The sequence below is a fragment of the Streptomyces sp. NA04227 genome, from assembly GCF_013364195.1.
Lineage (GTDB): Bacteria > Actinomycetota > Actinomycetes > Streptomycetales > Streptomycetaceae > Streptomyces.
Genome location: NZ_CP054918.1, coordinates 2888970 through 2904291 on the forward strand (window position 1 = coordinate 2888970; position 15322 = coordinate 2904291).

The 15322-nt window shown below is 71.4% G+C and carries 12 protein-coding genes; 4 read left to right on the plus strand and 8 right to left on the minus strand.

Annotated features, from left to right (window positions below; genetic code table 11):
* Positions 1-119 precede the first annotated feature (119 nt).
* Positions 120-401: a hypothetical protein gene (locus HUT18_RS12295; RefSeq protein ID WP_176104456.1), complete on the plus strand. Its 282-nt coding sequence runs from the start codon at positions 120-122 to the stop codon at positions 399-401.
* Between the two features lie 259 nt (positions 402-660).
* Positions 661-1146: a carboxymuconolactone decarboxylase family protein gene (locus HUT18_RS12300; RefSeq protein ID WP_176100393.1), complete on the plus strand. Its 486-nt coding sequence runs from the start codon at positions 661-663 to the stop codon at positions 1144-1146.
* Between the two features lie 116 nt (positions 1147-1262).
* On the opposite strand, the gene HUT18_RS12305 is transcribed toward HUT18_RS12300, so the two are convergent.
* Together HUT18_RS12305 and HUT18_RS12310 are read right to left on the minus strand one after the other, a co-directional pair.
* The gene (locus tag HUT18_RS12305; RefSeq protein ID WP_176100395.1) at positions 1263-2003 is read right to left on the minus strand and encodes a LuxR C-terminal-related transcriptional regulator; all 741 of its coding nucleotides are present in this window, start codon (positions 2001-2003) and stop codon (positions 1263-1265) included.
* Positions 2004-2174: 171 nt separating this feature from the next.
* Positions 2175-3473 carry an MFS transporter gene (locus HUT18_RS12310; protein WP_254878548.1) on the minus strand — a complete coding sequence of 433 codons (1299 nt, stop codon included), beginning with the start codon at positions 3471-3473 and terminating at the stop codon, positions 2175-2177.
* A 54-nt stretch (positions 3474-3527) separates the two neighbouring features.
* On the opposite strand from HUT18_RS12310, the gene HUT18_RS12315 reads away from it, so the two are divergent.
* Positions 3528-4307 (plus strand): helix-turn-helix transcriptional regulator, encoded by a 780-nt coding sequence (locus HUT18_RS12315; RefSeq protein WP_176100397.1) that lies wholly within the window; start codon positions 3528-3530, stop codon positions 4305-4307.
* 52 nt (positions 4308-4359) lie between these two features.
* On the opposite strand, the gene HUT18_RS12320 is transcribed toward HUT18_RS12315, so the two are convergent.
* A complete protein-coding gene (locus tag HUT18_RS12320; RefSeq protein WP_176100398.1) occupies positions 4360-5115 on the minus strand; it encodes a TetR/AcrR family transcriptional regulator C-terminal domain-containing protein in 756 nt (251 codons plus the stop codon).
* Between the two features lie 224 nt (positions 5116-5339).
* Between HUT18_RS12320 and HUT18_RS12325 the strand changes: the two genes are divergently transcribed.
* On the plus strand, positions 5340-7067 hold the full coding sequence (locus HUT18_RS12325) for a CocE/NonD family hydrolase (RefSeq protein WP_176100400.1): 1728 nt from the start codon (positions 5340-5342) through the stop codon (positions 7065-7067).
* 183 nt (positions 7068-7250) lie between these two features.
* Here the strand turns inward: HUT18_RS12325 and HUT18_RS12330 are convergent, their stop codons facing one another.
* From HUT18_RS12330 to rsmA, 5 genes are all read right to left on the minus strand, one after another.
* A complete protein-coding gene (locus tag HUT18_RS12330; protein WP_176100402.1) occupies positions 7251-9215 on the minus strand; it encodes a PQQ-binding-like beta-propeller repeat protein in 1965 nt (654 codons plus the stop codon).
* A gap of 133 nt (positions 9216-9348) precedes the next feature.
* A complete protein-coding gene (locus HUT18_RS12335) occupies positions 9349-11196 on the minus strand; it encodes a PQQ-binding-like beta-propeller repeat protein (RefSeq protein ID WP_176100404.1) in 1848 nt (615 codons plus the stop codon).
* Between the two features lie 204 nt (positions 11197-11400).
* Complete coding sequence (locus HUT18_RS12340; RefSeq protein ID WP_176100406.1) at positions 11401-13221, minus strand: ABC-F family ATP-binding cassette domain-containing protein; 1821 nt, start codon at positions 13219-13221, stop codon at positions 11401-11403.
* A gap of 158 nt (positions 13222-13379) precedes the next feature.
* A complete protein-coding gene (locus HUT18_RS12345; RefSeq protein WP_176100408.1) occupies positions 13380-14273 on the minus strand; it encodes a 4-(cytidine 5'-diphospho)-2-C-methyl-D-erythritol kinase in 894 nt (297 codons plus the stop codon).
* Positions 14274-14376: 103 nt separating this feature from the next.
* Positions 14377-15237 (minus strand): 16S rRNA (adenine(1518)-N(6)/adenine(1519)-N(6))-dimethyltransferase RsmA, encoded by an 861-nt coding sequence (gene rsmA, locus HUT18_RS12350; protein ID WP_176100410.1) that lies wholly within the window; start codon positions 15235-15237, stop codon positions 14377-14379.
* Between the last annotated feature and the right edge of the window lie 85 nt (positions 15238-15322).

Sequence of the window (15322 nt, forward strand, 5' to 3'; positions counted from 1 at the left end):
AGGCCCACGAGCCCGGCGCGACGGGCGGCGAACACGACACCCCCGCGACCGGGGCCCACGGCGCGCACGCCGAGGCCGGCGACCCCGCCGGGACCGAATACCAGCAGCAGGTAAGCGAGTTGGAGGCCCGCTCGGCGACCGCCGCCCGCCTCTTCGACATCCGCCGCATCATCGGCGGCCTCTTCGTGATCTACGGCGTCATCGTCACCCTGGCCGGCATCACCGCCTCCGAAGAGGACCTGAAGAAGGCCGAGGACATCAACATCAACCTCTGGACGGGCCTCGGCATGCTGGCCCTCGGCCTGTTCTTCCTGGGCTGGCAGCACTTGCGCCCGGTGGTGCCGCCTACGGCGGAGGAGCTGCAAGCCGAGAAGCTTCAACGGCCTTTGGACAAGGAGTAGTTGGCCGAGGCTGCGGCAACCGGAAAGCCGGGCCGCGACGCGCACCTCGCGCGTCCCGGCCCGGTTGCCGTCCGCCCCCGGACACCGCTCCCCCCGCATCCGTGACACCCCTGAGCGGTGGCACTCCTCACCTCACCGCACCGTCACAGACTGCGCCCGGGCGGCCTCTTGTGTACTTCAACCGCGTTCGGCAGCAGACCACTTCATACGTGCGGCCGCGCGCGACGCCCGACGTCACACCCGAAGTGAGGACGCAGCCATGAAGCCCCGTCTCGACCTGTTCGACACTCCGACCGCCGCGAAGGTCGCCAAGCGGTTCTACAACACCTCGTTGCCCCTGGAGCAGTCGCCGCTGCCCAAGACGCTGCGCGAGCTGGTGGCGCTGCGGGTGGGGCAGCTCACCGGGTGCGGCCTGTGCGTCGACATCCACACCAAGGAGGCGGCGGCCGCCGGGGAGAGCGCGCTGAGGCTCAACCTGGTCGCCACCTGGCGCCACACCACCGTGTTCAGCGAGGCCGAGCGAGCCGCCCTGGCACTCGCCGAGGAGGGCACCCTGCTCAGCAGCGCGGGAGGCGTGTCCGACGCGACCTGGGACGCGGCACGTGTCCACTTCGACGACGACCAACTCGGCGCGCTGGTCTGCCTGGTGGCGCTCATCAACGCGGCCACGCGGATGAACGTGATGGTGAACAACCCCGGAGGGTCGTACGAGCCGGGGATGTTCTCCGGGCTGTCGAACGAGTGACCGTAGGCGCGTTGGCCCCCGCGAGTGCGGGGGCCAAGGTGCCGTGCCGCAGCGGTCCGAGAAACGGCCGGGTGGGCGCCGCCCACCCATACCGTCCAAATCCCGCTGCAAAAAGCCTAGTTGACGCTGTCCAGACGCGGCGGCAGAGACGAGGGCGGCACTGTCGGAGGGGACACCGTCGGCGGCGGCACGATCCGCGCCACGCGGTCCAGCAGACCCGTACGCGCCGCCAGTGCCGCCGCCTCCAGGCGGGAGCCGACGCCGAGTTTCATCAGGACGCGCTGGACGTGGGTGCGGGCGGTCGAGGGGGCGATGCCCATGCCCGCGGCGATCAGCCGGGTGTCCTCGCCCTCGGCCACTCGTACCAGGACCTCGACCTCGCGGGAGGTCAGCATCGCGAGGAGACGGGTGGCCTCGTCGTCGGGGGCGGTGGCGGGGTTCAGCAGTTCACAGAAAGCTTCCTGCAGCAATCCGGGGGACACCGCGGACTCCCCCGCACGCGCTTTGAGCATCGCCCGTTCCACGCCCTCGATGCGCTCGTCGGAGCGTACGTAGCCGGAGGCGCCCGCGGCGAAGGCGGCGGCGATGCCGCGCGGGGCGGGTACCGGACCGAGCACCACCACGGCGACCTGCGGCCGCTCGCGTTTGATCCGCGCCACGGGGTCGAACACCCCGGCCCGTTCGGGCTCCTGGGTGCCGAGCAGGCAGACCTCGGGAACCCTGGCGATCACCAACTCGGCCGCGCCCGCGGCCGGAGCCGCCGCGGCCAGCACCCGGTGCCCGCGCTGTTTCAGCGCGGAGGCCAGCGCCTCGGCGAGCAGCCGGTGGTCGTCGACCACCATCAGTCGCACCGTCATCTCGTCCCCCCACAGTCCCACCGCGAGCCCTCGCCCCTGCCCCGGGCCCCGGCTCGCCGTGAGGGGAAGCTACACGCTTGGCGCCCCGGACGCGGGCCAACTGCCGATAATGCCCCGCGTCTTGGGGGGCGAGCGGCAACCGGCAGTCGTACGCGTCACGAGCGGCTGGACTCAGCGGGCCTCCCGCCCGCCCTCCCCCAACAGCCGCCCAGGCACGGCCGGTTCGGGCAGAGCCCGGAACAACAGCCAGCTCAGTACCGGCATCACGATCAGCGGCGTCAGCGCGGTACGCAACGACGTGGCGTCCGCGAGGCCACCGATGAGGGGGCTGGCCAGGCCGCCGACGCTGACCGTGAGGCCGAGGGTGATGCCACCGGCCGTACCGACGCGGGTGGGCAAGTAGTCCTGGGCGAGGGTGACTTGGAGGGAGAAGGGGACGTACAGGCCGATGGAGGTCAGTGCCACGAAAACGTAGAGCGCCGGGCCGGGTACGAACACCGCTCCGGCGACCGCGGGGACGGTGAGCAGGTACGACGTGCTCACCACCGTGACCCGGTCCCAGCGGTGGGCCAGATTGCTGCCGAGGACCGTACCGACGGCGCCGCCGAGATAGAGCACGAACAGCGCGGCCGTCCCCGCCGCCGCGGAGCCGCCCGTCTGTTCCCGGGCGTGCAGGGCGAGGAAGGTGCTCAGCCCGACGAAGACGATCGACCGGCACACCACCGCCAGCGACAGCCGCACGAACGAGGCCCGGTCGTCTAGCACTTCGTCGTCCCGCCCTTCCGCGACACCCCCGTCGCCATCGGCACCAGCGGCGGGCTGCGCCTTCGTCAGCGCCCGCAGCACCGGCAGGGTCAGCACGCTGCCGACGAGCGCGGGCAGGATCAGCAGCGGCGAGAACCGCAGCCCACCGGTGGCGATCACGACGGTGACCAGGAGGGGAGCCAGCGCGAAGCCGATGTTGCCGCCCAGCGAGAACCACCCCATGGCGCGGTGGCTGCCCCTGCTGGCCACGCGTGCGACGCGCGCCGATTCCGGGTGGTACGCGGCGACTCCGATACCGGACAACGCCACGAACAGCAGGGTGATCGGGTAGGAGCCGCCGACTCCGCTCAGCGCCACGCCGAGTCCGCCGAGCACGGTACTCACCGGCAGCAGCCACGGGATCGGGTGCCGGTCGGTGAGCGCGCCGAAGAGGGGCTGCGCGACCGAGGACAGCAGGCTCGCGGCGAGCACGATGCCGGAGGCCGCGGCGTAGGTGTAGGCACGTTCGGCGACGAAGAACGGGACCAGGGCGGCCACGGCACCCTGGTAGACGTCCACGCAGGCATGCCCGGCCGAGAGCAGGAGGATCGGCTTGGTCGGCTTGTTCGGTTTGATCCGCTTGGCCGTCTCGATCGTGTCGGTCGGTTCGATCCGCATCGTTGACTTGACCGTCTCGGTCGGCTTGGTCGGCTCGGTCCCTGGCATGGCGCCATGGTCGCCGCGAGCCGCCCTGTCGCACTTCCGATAATCTGCCAACCAATGAGGGAAATCCGCCATGAGCCGGTGGCACCCACCGACGTCCGCCTGCTGGCGCCGGGCGCGGCCATCGACGCCCATCGGCACGACGACCACCAGATCGTCTACGCGAGCCGGGGCGTGCTCGCCGTCACCACCGGCGCGGGCTCCTGGACGGCCCCGGCCACCCGCGCGATCTGGGTACCGGCGGGCACCGTGCACTCCCATCGCGCGCACGGCGCACTCGAACTGCATCTGATCGGCCTGTCCGCGGACACCAACCCGCTCGGCCTGGACAAGCCCGCCGTACTGACCGTGGGCCCGCTACTGCGCGAGCTGATCCTCGCCTGCACCCGCGCCCCGGCGGACGACAGCCCGGAACAACAGCGCCTGCGCTCCGTCCTGTGCGACCAGCTACGGGTCTCGCCCCAGCAGCCACTGCACGTACCGACGCCGACCGCGCCCCTGCTCAAGGCGGTCTGCGAGATCCTGTACGCCGACCCGGCCGACAGCCGCACCCTGACGGCCCTGGGCAGACAGGTCGGCGCCAGCGACCGCACGCTGTCCCGGCTGTTCCGGGCCGACCTCGGCATGACGTTCCCGCAGTGGCGCACTCAACTGCGGCTCTCCCACGCCCTGGTGCTGCTCGCCGAGGACACACCGGTGACGGTCGTGGCGCACCGGTGCGGCTGGTCCTCGGCGAGCGCGTTCATCGACGTCTTCCGCCGCACCTTCGGGCACACGCCGGGCCGCGCGGCGGACGCGGCACGGACTGACGGGCCACCCGGCCCACCGGCAGGCTGATCCAGGAGATCCGCGAGATCCGCGAGAAGCGTGTCGAGGGCGCCCCGCCGCTTTACTCGCCCTCGCCCAAATCCGTGCCCAATTCCGTACCCATGTCCGAATCCAGCCCGTTCACAAGGCGGTTGAGGAACCGCGTGAACGTGGCCTCGGGAGTGACCGCGCGGCCGGGTGCCGCGAGGGCCTCGGCGAGTTCCGGGTGCCGCCCGTCCGCGGCGACCGCGGCGAGGTAACGGGCCTGCGCCGCGGCCCGGGCCGGGGACTCGGCGACCGCCGCCTGGGTGACCTCGTGGGCGACGTGCCCCGCGACGAAGGCGGTGAGCTGCGCGAAGATCTCCAGTTTCGCCGCGCCGTCCAGGCCGGTGGGACGCAGCGCGGCCAGCGCGCGCTCCAGGAAGGCCAGGGTGTTCGGGCCCGGCGTGCGGCGGGTGGCCAGGGCGGCGGGCAGCCAGGGGTGGCGGAGCATATGGGCGCGTTGCAGGCGGCCGATGGTCTTCAGGTCGGCGCGCCAGTCACCGGTCGCCGCGTCGGCGGTCGGCAGTTCGCCGCTGACGTGGTCGACCATCAGCTCCAGGAGCGTCTCCTTGTCGGGGGCGTAGCTGTACAACGACATGACACCGGCGCCGACTTCGGCCGCGACCCGGCGCATGGTGACCGCGTCGAGCCCCTCCGCGTCGGCCACCGCGACGGCCGCCGTGATGATCGCCTCACGGGTATAGGCGGGCCTACGGCCCTGGCGCTGCTCGGCGGATGCCAGCCACAACCGCTGCGGGTCGACACCCGCGCCGCCGGACCCTGCGTCACGGGGCATGTCCCGACTCCTTCCCTCTTCCACGTCGCTTCCGGATTCACTTCCTCGTCGCTTCCGGAATCGCTGCCACGTCGCCTCCGGAGTCGCCTCCGCATCACTCCCGGATCGCTCCCGGACAGCCCCCGGATCGCTCTCGCATCACTCCCGGATCGCGGCCGCCCCGGCGGCTGCCATCCAAGCATGCTCTATTCTCGTACAACGTACGGAAAAGAAGGAGGGGACCGATGACATCCCGCACGCACGGCCTCGCGCCCAGCTCGGCCTGGACACCGACCCCCGGGAAGCCGCCGCTCAGCTCCCGTCTGCTGAGGGCGACTTGGCGCGGGCTCCCGGCGAAGCAGTACGAGGCCGGGCTCGAACCGGGTCTGGTGGTACCGGCCGCAGACGGCAGTCCGCTGGTCACCGACCACTACTTCCCGCGCGCCGAGGGCGAGTTCCCGGCCCTCCTGGTGCGTTCGCCGTACGGCAGGGGTCTGCCCTGGTCGCCGATGTACGGCATGCTCTTCGCCGAGCAGGGATTCCATGTGGTCGTGCAGAGCTGTCGCGGCACCGGCGGCTCGGGCGGCGCGTTCGACCTGTGGCGCAACGAGACACCCGACGCCCGTGCCACCGTCTCCTGGCTGCGTGAACAGCCCTGGTTCAAGGGGACGTTGGGCACGATCGGCCCCAGCTACCTCGGCTACACCCAGTGGGCCCTCGCCGTGGATCCGCCGCCGGAGCTGAAGGCGATGGTGGTACAGGTCGGCCTGCACGACCCCTACGCCCTCTTCTATGCCGACGGCGTGCTCCGCCTGGAGAACGCCCTCGCCGTCGGCGCCGGGCTCACTCACCAGCACCGCGGCACCGGACCGTTCCTGCGCGCGACCCTGCGCCTGCACCGGCGGCTGCGCTCGCTCACCACCGCGCTGCCGCTGCGCCCGGCGTACGTGTCCGCGCGCGGCGGTGAAATCCCCTGGGTGGACGAGGTGTTGGCGCATCCGGACGCCGAGGACCCGTACTGGAGGGGCGCCTCGCTGGGCGAGGTTGCCGAGCGGCTGAGTGTGCCGACCGCGCTGATCACCGGCCGGTACGACGTGCTGGTGGACCAGACCTTCGAGCAGTACGCGCGACTGCGGCGGGCGGGCTGCGAGACCTCGTTGCTCGCCGGTCCCTGGACCCACACCTCCGCGTTGCAGCAGGGGTGGCCCGAGGTCTTCGCCGAGAGCCTCGCCTGGCTGCGCGCCCATCTGTGCGGCGACCGCGCGGAGTTGCGCGAGAAGCGGGTCCGGGTGCACGTCGGCGGCGCGGACACCTGGCGCGACCTCGACGACTGGCCGTCCGGCCCGGCCGTCGCCACGCCCTGGTACCCGACGGCCGAGGGGCACCTCACCCCCGAGGCGCCCACCGGTTCCGTGCCACTCGCCTCGGTGCGCTACGACCCGGCCGACCCCACCCCGTCCGTGGGCGGCCCGCTGCTCTCGCGCACCGCGGGCCCGCGCGACAACGCCGCCCTGGAGGCCCGGGACGACGTACTGACCTTCACCGGGCCCCAACTCACCGAACCGGTCGACGTGTTGGGCACGGTCACCGCCGAACTGAGCATCGCCACCGACACCGGCTGCCCCACGGAGGTCTTCGCCCGGCTGTGCGACGTGGACGAGAAGGGCCGCTCGGGCAACGTCTGCGACGGCCTCGGCCGACTACCCAGCGCAGAACCGGCCGCAGAACCGGCCGCCGACCCCGCCCGGATCACCGTTTCGATGAGCCCGACCGCCCACCGCTTCGCGGCCGGTCACCGCATCCGCTGGCAGATCAGCGCCGGCGCCCACCCGCGCTTCGTCCGCAACCCCGGCACCGGCGAGCACCCCTTGGACGCCACCGCCCTCGCACCCATACGCCTGACTCTGCACGCGGACTCGGCGCTACTGCTGCCCGACGGCCGCGAGTTGGACCTCGCGGCCGAAGACGGCTGAACGGGCCCCGAACCGAAACGACGGCGAACCGAACAGGCGGCGGAACGCACAGACGGCGAACCGAACAGACGGCGCCTCGTACACGTCAAAGGGCCCCGTACCGCAACTCCTGCGGTACGGGGCCCTCTTGGCGCTTCAGGTATCTTCAACTCTCAGACCGGGCCGGGTACTTGCACCCCGGGATCAGTCCTTGCGGGCGAAGCCCATCGCCGAGTAGTTGAAGTCGTCCCCGGAGCTCGGCTTGCTGATGAGCTCCTCGCCGATGAACAAGTGGCCGTTGCCGTAGAGCAGTTCGGAGCGCTCGGGCAGCATGCTGTTCAGGGCGCGGACCACCGTCTGGTCGGACGGCGTCTCCAGGAGCTTGGTCATCTTCAGCGTCTTGCTGTCGATGGTGACGACCTGGGCGCCCTTGTCGTACGGACCGTCCTTGTAGGCGAGGATGTTGGTGCCGTCCATGCGGATCGGGAACATCTTGTAGCCGTTGCCCGCGTTCACACGGTCCCGGGTCGGCTTGCCGTTGGCCAGCGAGAAGGACACGATCTCGTTGGTCCGCTCGTAGGACTCGCCGCTGCCCTCGTGCTCGGCGGTCGGCAGGTAGAGGCGGTCGTTGCCGACGGCGAGGCCGGAGCAGCTGTTGACCTTGGTGGCGTCGCAGTCGTGCGTGTACATGTCCGCCTCAAGGGTGAACTTGTAGCGCAGCGTGCCCTGTTGGGACAGCGAGAAGACGTTGGAGATGCCTCCGGCACCGGAGGCCTCCTCGCCGGTCTCGGCGCCGACCACGACCGGGTTGGTGGAGACGATCTTCGGCCACTCGGAGCCCGCGGGGAGCGGGTACTTCCAGACCGGGTTGCCGTCCTTCGGGTTGAGACCCTGCACCTCGAAGGTGGCGTCGTCCAGGCTGCCGCACTTGTAGATGGCGATCAGCTGGTCGCCGCCCGCGTAACCGGCGTCCTCACAGGCGGCGCCGACCTTGGGCTTCCACAGGACGTCGCCCTTCTTGATGTCGAAGGCCGCGCCGCCGTCGGTGCCGCCACCGGCCGCCACGGTGTCGCCGGAGATCGCCACCTCCTCGAAGGCCAGGACCTGGTCGGAGACCTCGACGTGCTGCGTCCACTTCTTCTGGCCGCTGTTCAGGTCGAACGCCGTGACCTCGGTGCACTGCTGGTAGTCGTCCTTGCTCTTCGGCTTGGCCGGAGCGTGCAGGACGACCGCGATGCCGCTCTTGCTGATCTCCTTGGAACCGCCACAGGCCTCACCGGCGAGCGGCAGCGTCCAGGTCTTGGTACCGGAGTTCAGGTCGTAGCCGATGACCTCGGCCCAGCCCGACTTCGCGTAGATCTTGTCGTTCATCCAGGAGCCGATGACCTTGCGGACATCGTCCTTGGGCACGTCCGGCTGCGGGACCTGGAGCAGGACCTTGGCGCTGGGGTCGGAGGGGATCTTCTCCAGACCGCCGCCCGACTCCTTCTCGCCGCCCTCGCCGCCTTCGCCACCCTTGCCGCCGGAGGAGGACGAGGACTCGTCCTTCTTGTCACCGTCGGAGGAGGCGTACCAGACACCGCCGCCGACGATCAGCGCGATCGCGGCCACGGCCGCCGTGATGATCCAGACGGTCGGGCTGACCTTCTTGCCGCCACCGCCGGGCCCGCCCGGCTGCGGCACCATCGTCACCGGCTGCTGGCTGTACGGCGCGTACGCACCCGGCTGACCCGGCTGGCCCGGCTGACCGGGCTGGCCCGGGTAGCCGTAGCCCGGCTGACCAGGCTGCCCCGGCGCGACGCCCTGGGGCGTGCCCGGCGGCGGGGGCGGAGGCGGCGTCTGCTGCTGGCCCGGCTGGCCCGGGTAGCCGTACGCAGCCTGACCGGCGATCATCGTCGGCTGCTGCGCGAGGTCGGCGGGCTGCTGCGGCGGCGTGCCCGGCGCGACGGCGGGCTGTGCCGGGGCGGTCGGGGCCTGGGCCGGGGGCGGCGGGGTCGCGGGAGCGCCGGCCGGCGGCGGAGGGGTGCCGGGGGCCTGGGGCTGCTGCGGGTACCCGTAACCGGGCTCGGGCTGCTTGTCGAAGCTGTGGCCCTGCGGGGGCTGGTCCTGCGGGGCGCCGAAACCGCCCGGTGGCGGCGGCTGGTTCGGAGGCTGGGGCGGCTGGGTCATGGTGAGTACCTCTGGAGCGAATGGTGGTGGGGACGCTCGAGCGGCGGCCGGGCGGCCGGAACCCCGTCGGGTTCCCGGCCGCCCGTTGACTTCCGTCAACTGCCGTGGGCTGCGGGCGAGTTGTCCGGACTGTTCAGTTGCCGTAGGCGAGGATCAGCTTTCCCTCGTCCTTGGTGGCGGTGCTGCGGGTGAGCCGCGTCGTGGAGATGTAGAAGCGCCCGTCCACGTAGTCGATCGCGCGGGAGTAGAAGCCGTTCTCGATCTCCGAGGTGCCCTCGGGGTTCTGCAGCAGCTTCTTCGGCGTGTGGCTGTTGCCGTCGGTCGGGATCGAGTAGACCGCGCCGCCGCCGTCGTAGGTCGGCTCCAGGTAGGCGATCAGGTTCTTGCCGTCCATCTTCATCGGCAGGATGCTGCTGTCGGCGGGCGCCTTGGTGCGCCACTTCTCCTTGCCGTTCTTCAGGTTGATCGCGACGATCTCGTTGGCGCCGCCCGTCGCGTCCGTCGGCAGGTAGAGCGTGTCGGCGTCGGAGGCCAGACCGGTGCAGCCGTCCAGGGAGCGGCTGAAGGAGAACATGCCGCACTCCGGTGCGAACGGGCCGTCGACGCTGACCTCACTCTGTACGTCGGCGCTGTTCGGCTTGAAGGTGGTGATGTTCCACTGCTTCTTTTCCTTGTTGGTCAGGTAGACCACGACCGGGTTCGTCGAGTAGACCTTGTCGACCGTCCAGCCCTTCGGGAAGGGCTTGCTCCACTTGGTCTTGCCCGACTTGGCGTCGATCTCCTCGATCTCCTCGTGCTCGTTGGGCCGGCTCGCGGCGCAGCCCATCGAGACCAGAACCCGCTCGCCGCCGGTGAAGGCGTTCGGGAAGCAGGTGCCCTCGTCCTTCTTTTTCTTCTCCCAGAGCTTGTCGCCCGAGGAGATGCTGTAACCGAGGCCGGACTGCGAGCGCCCGACGACCAGGGTGTCGCCGCTGATCGCCAGGTTCAGCTGGGAGGTGAAGTCGAACAGACCGCCCTCCTCGACCGGCTTGTGCCAGCCCTTCGCACCGGTGTTGAGGTCGATCACCTGGAGCTGGTTGCACTTCGGGGACTTGGTCTTGCCGTCCTCGTAGGCGATCACGACCTTGCCGTCGTCCGTGGCCGTCTTGGTGGCCGCGCAGATCTTGGCGGGGAAGGCGAGCGTCTTCCAGCCCTCTCCTCCGTCGGCGACGTTGTAGGAGCGGACTTCCTTGTACACGGCCTTCACCGCGTACTTGTCCGTGATCCACATACCGGGGGCGTCGGCTCCGCTGCCGGGGGCCTTGGGCGCCTTCTTGTGCCAGAGGACCTTGGCCTCGCCGTCCTTGCGTCCGGCGTTGAGGTCCTCCTCCTCTTCCTCTTCTTCGCCGCCCTTGTTGGGGTCGACCGGAGCGGAGTGCGTGGGCACCGGCTCCTTGCTCTTCTTCGACTCGTCCTTCTTCTCGTCGTCGTCACCGCCGGCGACCGCGAAGACGACACCGCCCGCGACGAGCAGCGCGGCGACCGCCGCGGCGATCACGATGGCGGCCTTGCTCTTGAAGAAGCCGCCGCCGCCACCGCCCGGTCCGCCGGAGCCGGGCGCACCGAACCCCGGCTGCTGCGGGTAGCCGTAGCCCTGCTGCGGCTGGCCGTACGCGCCGGGCTGGCCGGGCTGGGTCGGCGCCCCGTAGACACCGGGCTGGGCGGGCTGCGTGGGCGCGCCGAAGGAACCGGGCTGCTGCGGCTGTCCGAAACCGCCCTGTTGACCGGGTTGCGGCTGCCCGTACCCGCCGGGCTGCGGCTGCCCGTACCCACCGGGCGCGGTCTGCGGGTAGCCGTAGCCGGGCTGGCCCGCGGGCGGCTGCCCGGGCGGACCAGCAGGCGGCGGACCCGCGGGCATCTGCGGCGGCTGACCGCCGCCCTGCTGAGGATCCTGTGGTGGTCCGAAGCCGCCGGAGGGCGGCTGGTTGGGCGGCTGAGTCATCAGCGCTTCCCCCTTCACTGATTTTTCGGCACGCCAAGTCATGCTGTGGTCGTTTCTCGGTCGTCTTTCTATCACTCGTACGGGACAACGCCGGTAGCCGGTACGCCTCCTGTACCCAAGGGCGGACCGGCTTGTGATGTCACTGTTACGCGACCGCGGGCGTTCCGTGCCCCGTGCGATACGGGACCGTCACGGACCGTACGCTCAGGCGTCCTCGGCCAGTTCGAGCCAGCGCATTTCCAACTCCTCGCGCTCCGACACGAGTTCACGCAGCTCGGCGTCCAATTTCGCCACCTTCTCGAAATCGGTGGCATTGTCGGCAATTTGCTGATGCTTGTCGGATTCCTTCTGGGAAATGCGGTCGAGCTGCCGCTCGATCTTCTGCAATTCCTTCTTCGCGGCCCGCTGTTCGGCGGCGGAGAGTTTCTGCCGCGCCTTGAGATCCTCTTCCCCGGTGGCGGGCTTGGCGGGCGCCGGTGCGCTCTCCTCGGCCATCCGGGCCCGGCGCTCCAGGTACTCGTCGATCCCGCGCGGCAGCATCCGCAGGGTGCGATCGCCAAGCAGGGCGTGCACGCGGTCGGTGGTGCGCTCGATGAAGAACCGGTCGTGGGAGATGACGATCATCGAGCCGGGCCAGCCGTCGAGCAGGTCCTCGAGCTGGGTGAGGGTCTCGATGTCGAGGTCGTTGGTGGGCTCGTCGAGGAAGAGGACGTTGGGCTCGTCCATGAGCAGCCGCAGCAACTGGAGCCTGCGCCGCTCACCACCGGAGAGATCGCCCACCGGCGTCCACTGCTTCTCCTTGCCGAAGCCGAAGGTCTCGCAGAGCTGGCCCGCGGTCATCTCGCGGCCCTTGCCCAGGTCGACGCGCTCGCGCACCTGCTGCACGGCCTCCAGTACGCGCAGGGCCGGGTTCAGTTCGGCGACCTCCTGCGAGAGATAGGCGAGCTTCACGGTCCGGCCCACCTTGACCCGCCCGGCGGCGGGCTGCGTCTCGCCCTCGGACCACGCGGCCTCGGCGAGCGCCCGCAGCAGCGAGGTCTTGCCCGCACCGTTCACGCCGACCAGACCGATCCGGTCGCCCGGGCCGAGCTGCCAGGTCAGACGCTCAAGGAGCAGCTTCTCGCCCGCCCGTACGGTGACGTCCTCCAGGTCGAAGACGGTCTTGCCGAGCCGCGTGGAGGCGAACTTCATCAGCTCGGAGGTGTCGCGCGGCGGCGGCACGTCCGCGATCAGCTCGTTGGCGGCCTCGACCCGGAAGCGGGGCTTGGAGGTACGGGCCGGTGCGCCGCGCCGCAGCCAGGCGAGCTCCTTGCGGACCAGGTTCTGCCGCTTGGCCTCCTCGGTGGCGGCGATGCGTTCGCGTTCGGCGCGTGCGAAGACGTAGTCGGAGTAGCCGCCCTCGTACTCGTGGACCGTGCCCCGCTGTACGTCCCACATCCGGGTGCAGACCTGGTCCAGGAACCACCGGTCGTGAGTGACGCAGACCAGCGCGGAGCGGCGGGCGCGCAGATGGGCGGCCAGCCAGGCGATGCCCTCGACGTCGAGGTGGTTGGTGGGCTCGTCGAGGACGATCAGGTCCTGTTCGGCGATGAGGAGTTTGGCCAGCGCGATGCGCCGCCGCTCGCCGCCGGACAGCGGGGCGATCACGGTGTCCAGGCCCTGCGGGAAGCCGGGCAGGCCGAGGCCGCCGAAGAGTCCGGTCAGTACGTCGCGGATCTTGGCGTTGCCCGCCCACTCGTGGTCGGCGAGGTCGCCGACGACCTCGTGCCGGACGGTGGCCTGCGGGTCGAGGGAGTCGTGCTGGGTGAGCACCCCGAGCCGCAGCCCGCCGCTGTGGGTGACCCGCCCGGTGTCGGCGTCCTCCAGCTTGGCGAGCATCCGGATCAGGGTCGTCTTGCCGTCGCCGTTGCGGCCGACCACGCCGATCCGGTCGCCCTCGGACACGCCGAGCGACACCCCGTCGAGCAGGGCGCGGGTGCCGTAGACCTTGCTGACGGCCTCGACGTTGACCAGATTGACGGCCACCAGGACTCCTTTGCCGTTGTGCCCCGGCGCGGACGGTGCCGGTGGGTGCGGGGCGCCGGTCCCCGTAGCGGGGGCAGCTCAGCCTTCAACCCTAGAGGAGCCGCGGCCTGGGTACGGACCGCGGCCCGTGCGGCGGGGGCAGTGGAGCCCCGCCCCGGTCACAGAACCGTCGCTCCGGGTGCGGGCGAGGTGGCGACCCGTGCCGTGCGGCAGGTGCCGGAGGCGGTCAGGGCCTCGGCGATCCGGTGGGCCGCGGCGGCGTCCTCGGCGAGGAAAGCGGTGGTGGGTCCGGAGCCGGAGACCAGGGCGGCGAGCGCGCCCGCCGCGGTTCCGGCGGCGAGGGTGTCGGCGAGCGAGGGGAACAACGACAGCGCGGCGGGCTGGAGGTCGTTGCTCAGCGCGCCCGCGAGGGCGGCCCGGTCCCCGGCGGCCAGCGCCTTCAACAGGCCTTCGGAGGCGGCGGGTTGGGGGATCCTGCGCCCCTCGGCGAGACGGTCGAACTCGCGGTAGACGGCCGGGGTGGACAGGCCGCCGTCGGCCACCGCGAAGACCCAGTCGAAGCCGCCGCCGACCGCCAGCTCGGTCAGCTGTTCGCCGCGGCCGATACCGAGCGCGGCCCCGCCGACCAGACTGAACGGCACATCGCTGCCCAACTCGGCGCAGATGTCCAGGAGTTCGGCGCGGGAGGCGCCGGTGCCCCAGAGGGTGTCGCAGGCGAGCAGCGCCCCGGCCGCGTCCGCACTGCCGCCCGCCATACCGCCCGCGACCGGGATGTCCTTGGCGATGTGCAGATGGACGGCGGCCTCGCGCCCATACCGCCCGGCCAGCGCGAGCGCCGCGCGTGCCGCCAAGTTGCCCTCGTCCAGCGGGACTTGCTCACTGCCGGGACCGTCGCAGGTGATCCTCAGCTCCGGCGCGGTGGTCGCGGTGACCTCGTCGTACAGGCCGACCGCGAGGAAGACGTTGGCGAGGTCGTGGAACCCGTCCGGGCGGGCGGCGCCCACCGCGAGCTGGACGTTGACCTTGGCCGGTACTCGTACCGTGACCTGCATCGGATCTGCTCCCACCCTCAACTGTGCGTTTTCCGGGGCCGGTTGACCTGCGCCTGATCCCCGCCGCCGAGCAACCCGCCCCGGCGTTCCGCGCGGCACGGGCTCACGCCCGGGCCTCCGCGATCCGCGCGAACTCCTCCACCGTCAGCGACTCGCCGCGGGCCTGCGGCGAGACCCCCGCCGCGCGCAGTGCCTCCTCCGCGGCGGCGGCCGAGCCCGCCCAGCCCGCGAGCGCGGCGCGCAGGGTCTTGCGGCGCTGCGCGAAGGCGGCGTCGACCACGGCGAAGACCTGCTTCCTGCTGGCCCCGGTGACCGGCGGCGCCTCCCGCCGCACCAGGGAGACCAGACCGCTGTCCACATTCGGCGCGGGCCAGAACACATTGCGCCCGATCGCGCCCGCCCGGCGCACCTCGGCGTACCAGTTCGCCTTGACCGAGGGCACCCCGTACACCTTCGAGCCGGGCGGGGCGGCGAGCCGGTCCGCGACCTCGGCCTGGACCATCACCAGGGTGCGCTCGATGCTCGGAAAGGTCTCCAGCATGTGCAGCAGCACGGGGACGGCGACGTTGTACGGGAGGTTGGCGACCAGCGCGGTCGGGGCGGGGCCGGGCAGTTCGGTGACATGCATGGCGTCGCTGTGCACCAGCGCGAAGCGGTCCGCGCGCTCGGGCAGCCGGGCGGCCACGGTGTCGGGCAGCGCGGCGGCGAGCACCTCGTCGATCTCCACGGCGGTGACCCGCTCGGCCACTTCGAGCAGGGCCAGGGTCAGCGAGCCGAGCCCCGGGCCGACCTCGACGACCACGTCCTCGGCGCCCACCTCGGCGGTACGCACGATGCGCCGCACCGTATTGGCGTCGATGACGAAGTTCTGGCCGCGCTGCTTGGTCGGGCGTACACCGAGGGCGGAGGCCAGCTCGCGTACGTCGGCGGGCCCGAGCAGGGCGCCGGAATCAGTGGTGCTCACGGGCACCAGGTTACGGGGGCGTGGGGGCGGGCTTGTCCCGGCGGCCGTTCCCGCTGCCGCTGCCACCGCCGCTTCCTCTGTCACC

Excerpts from the sequence above, each read along its gene's own strand:
- HUT18_RS12300 (WP_176100393.1), top strand. The coding sequence starts at position 661 with ATGAAGCCCCGTCTCGACCTGTTCGACACTCCGACCGCCGCGAAGGTC.
- HUT18_RS12335 (WP_176100404.1), bottom strand. The coding sequence starts at position 11,196 with ATGACTCAGCCGCCCAACCAGCCGCCCTCCGGCGGCTTCGGACCACCA.
- HUT18_RS12305 (WP_176100395.1), bottom strand. The coding sequence starts at position 2,003 with ATGACGGTGCGACTGATGGTGGTCGACGACCACCGGCTGCTCGCCGAG.
- HUT18_RS12320 (WP_176100398.1), bottom strand. The coding sequence starts at position 5,115 with ATGCCCCGTGACGCAGGGTCCGGCGGCGCGGGTGTCGACCCGCAGCGG.
- HUT18_RS12325 (WP_176100400.1), top strand. The coding sequence starts at position 5,340 with ATGACATCCCGCACGCACGGCCTCGCGCCCAGCTCGGCCTGGACACCG.
- HUT18_RS12345 (WP_176100408.1), bottom strand. The coding sequence starts at position 14,273 with ATGCAGGTCACGGTACGAGTACCGGCCAAGGTCAACGTCCAGCTCGCG.
- HUT18_RS12330 (WP_176100402.1), bottom strand. The coding sequence starts at position 9,215 with ATGACCCAGCCGCCCCAGCCTCCGAACCAGCCGCCGCCACCGGGCGGT.
- HUT18_RS12315 (WP_176100397.1), top strand. The coding sequence starts at position 3,528 with ATGAGGGAAATCCGCCATGAGCCGGTGGCACCCACCGACGTCCGCCTG.
- HUT18_RS12310 (WP_254878548.1), bottom strand. The coding sequence starts at position 3,473 with ATGCCAGGGACCGAGCCGACCAAGCCGACCGAGACGGTCAAGTCAACG.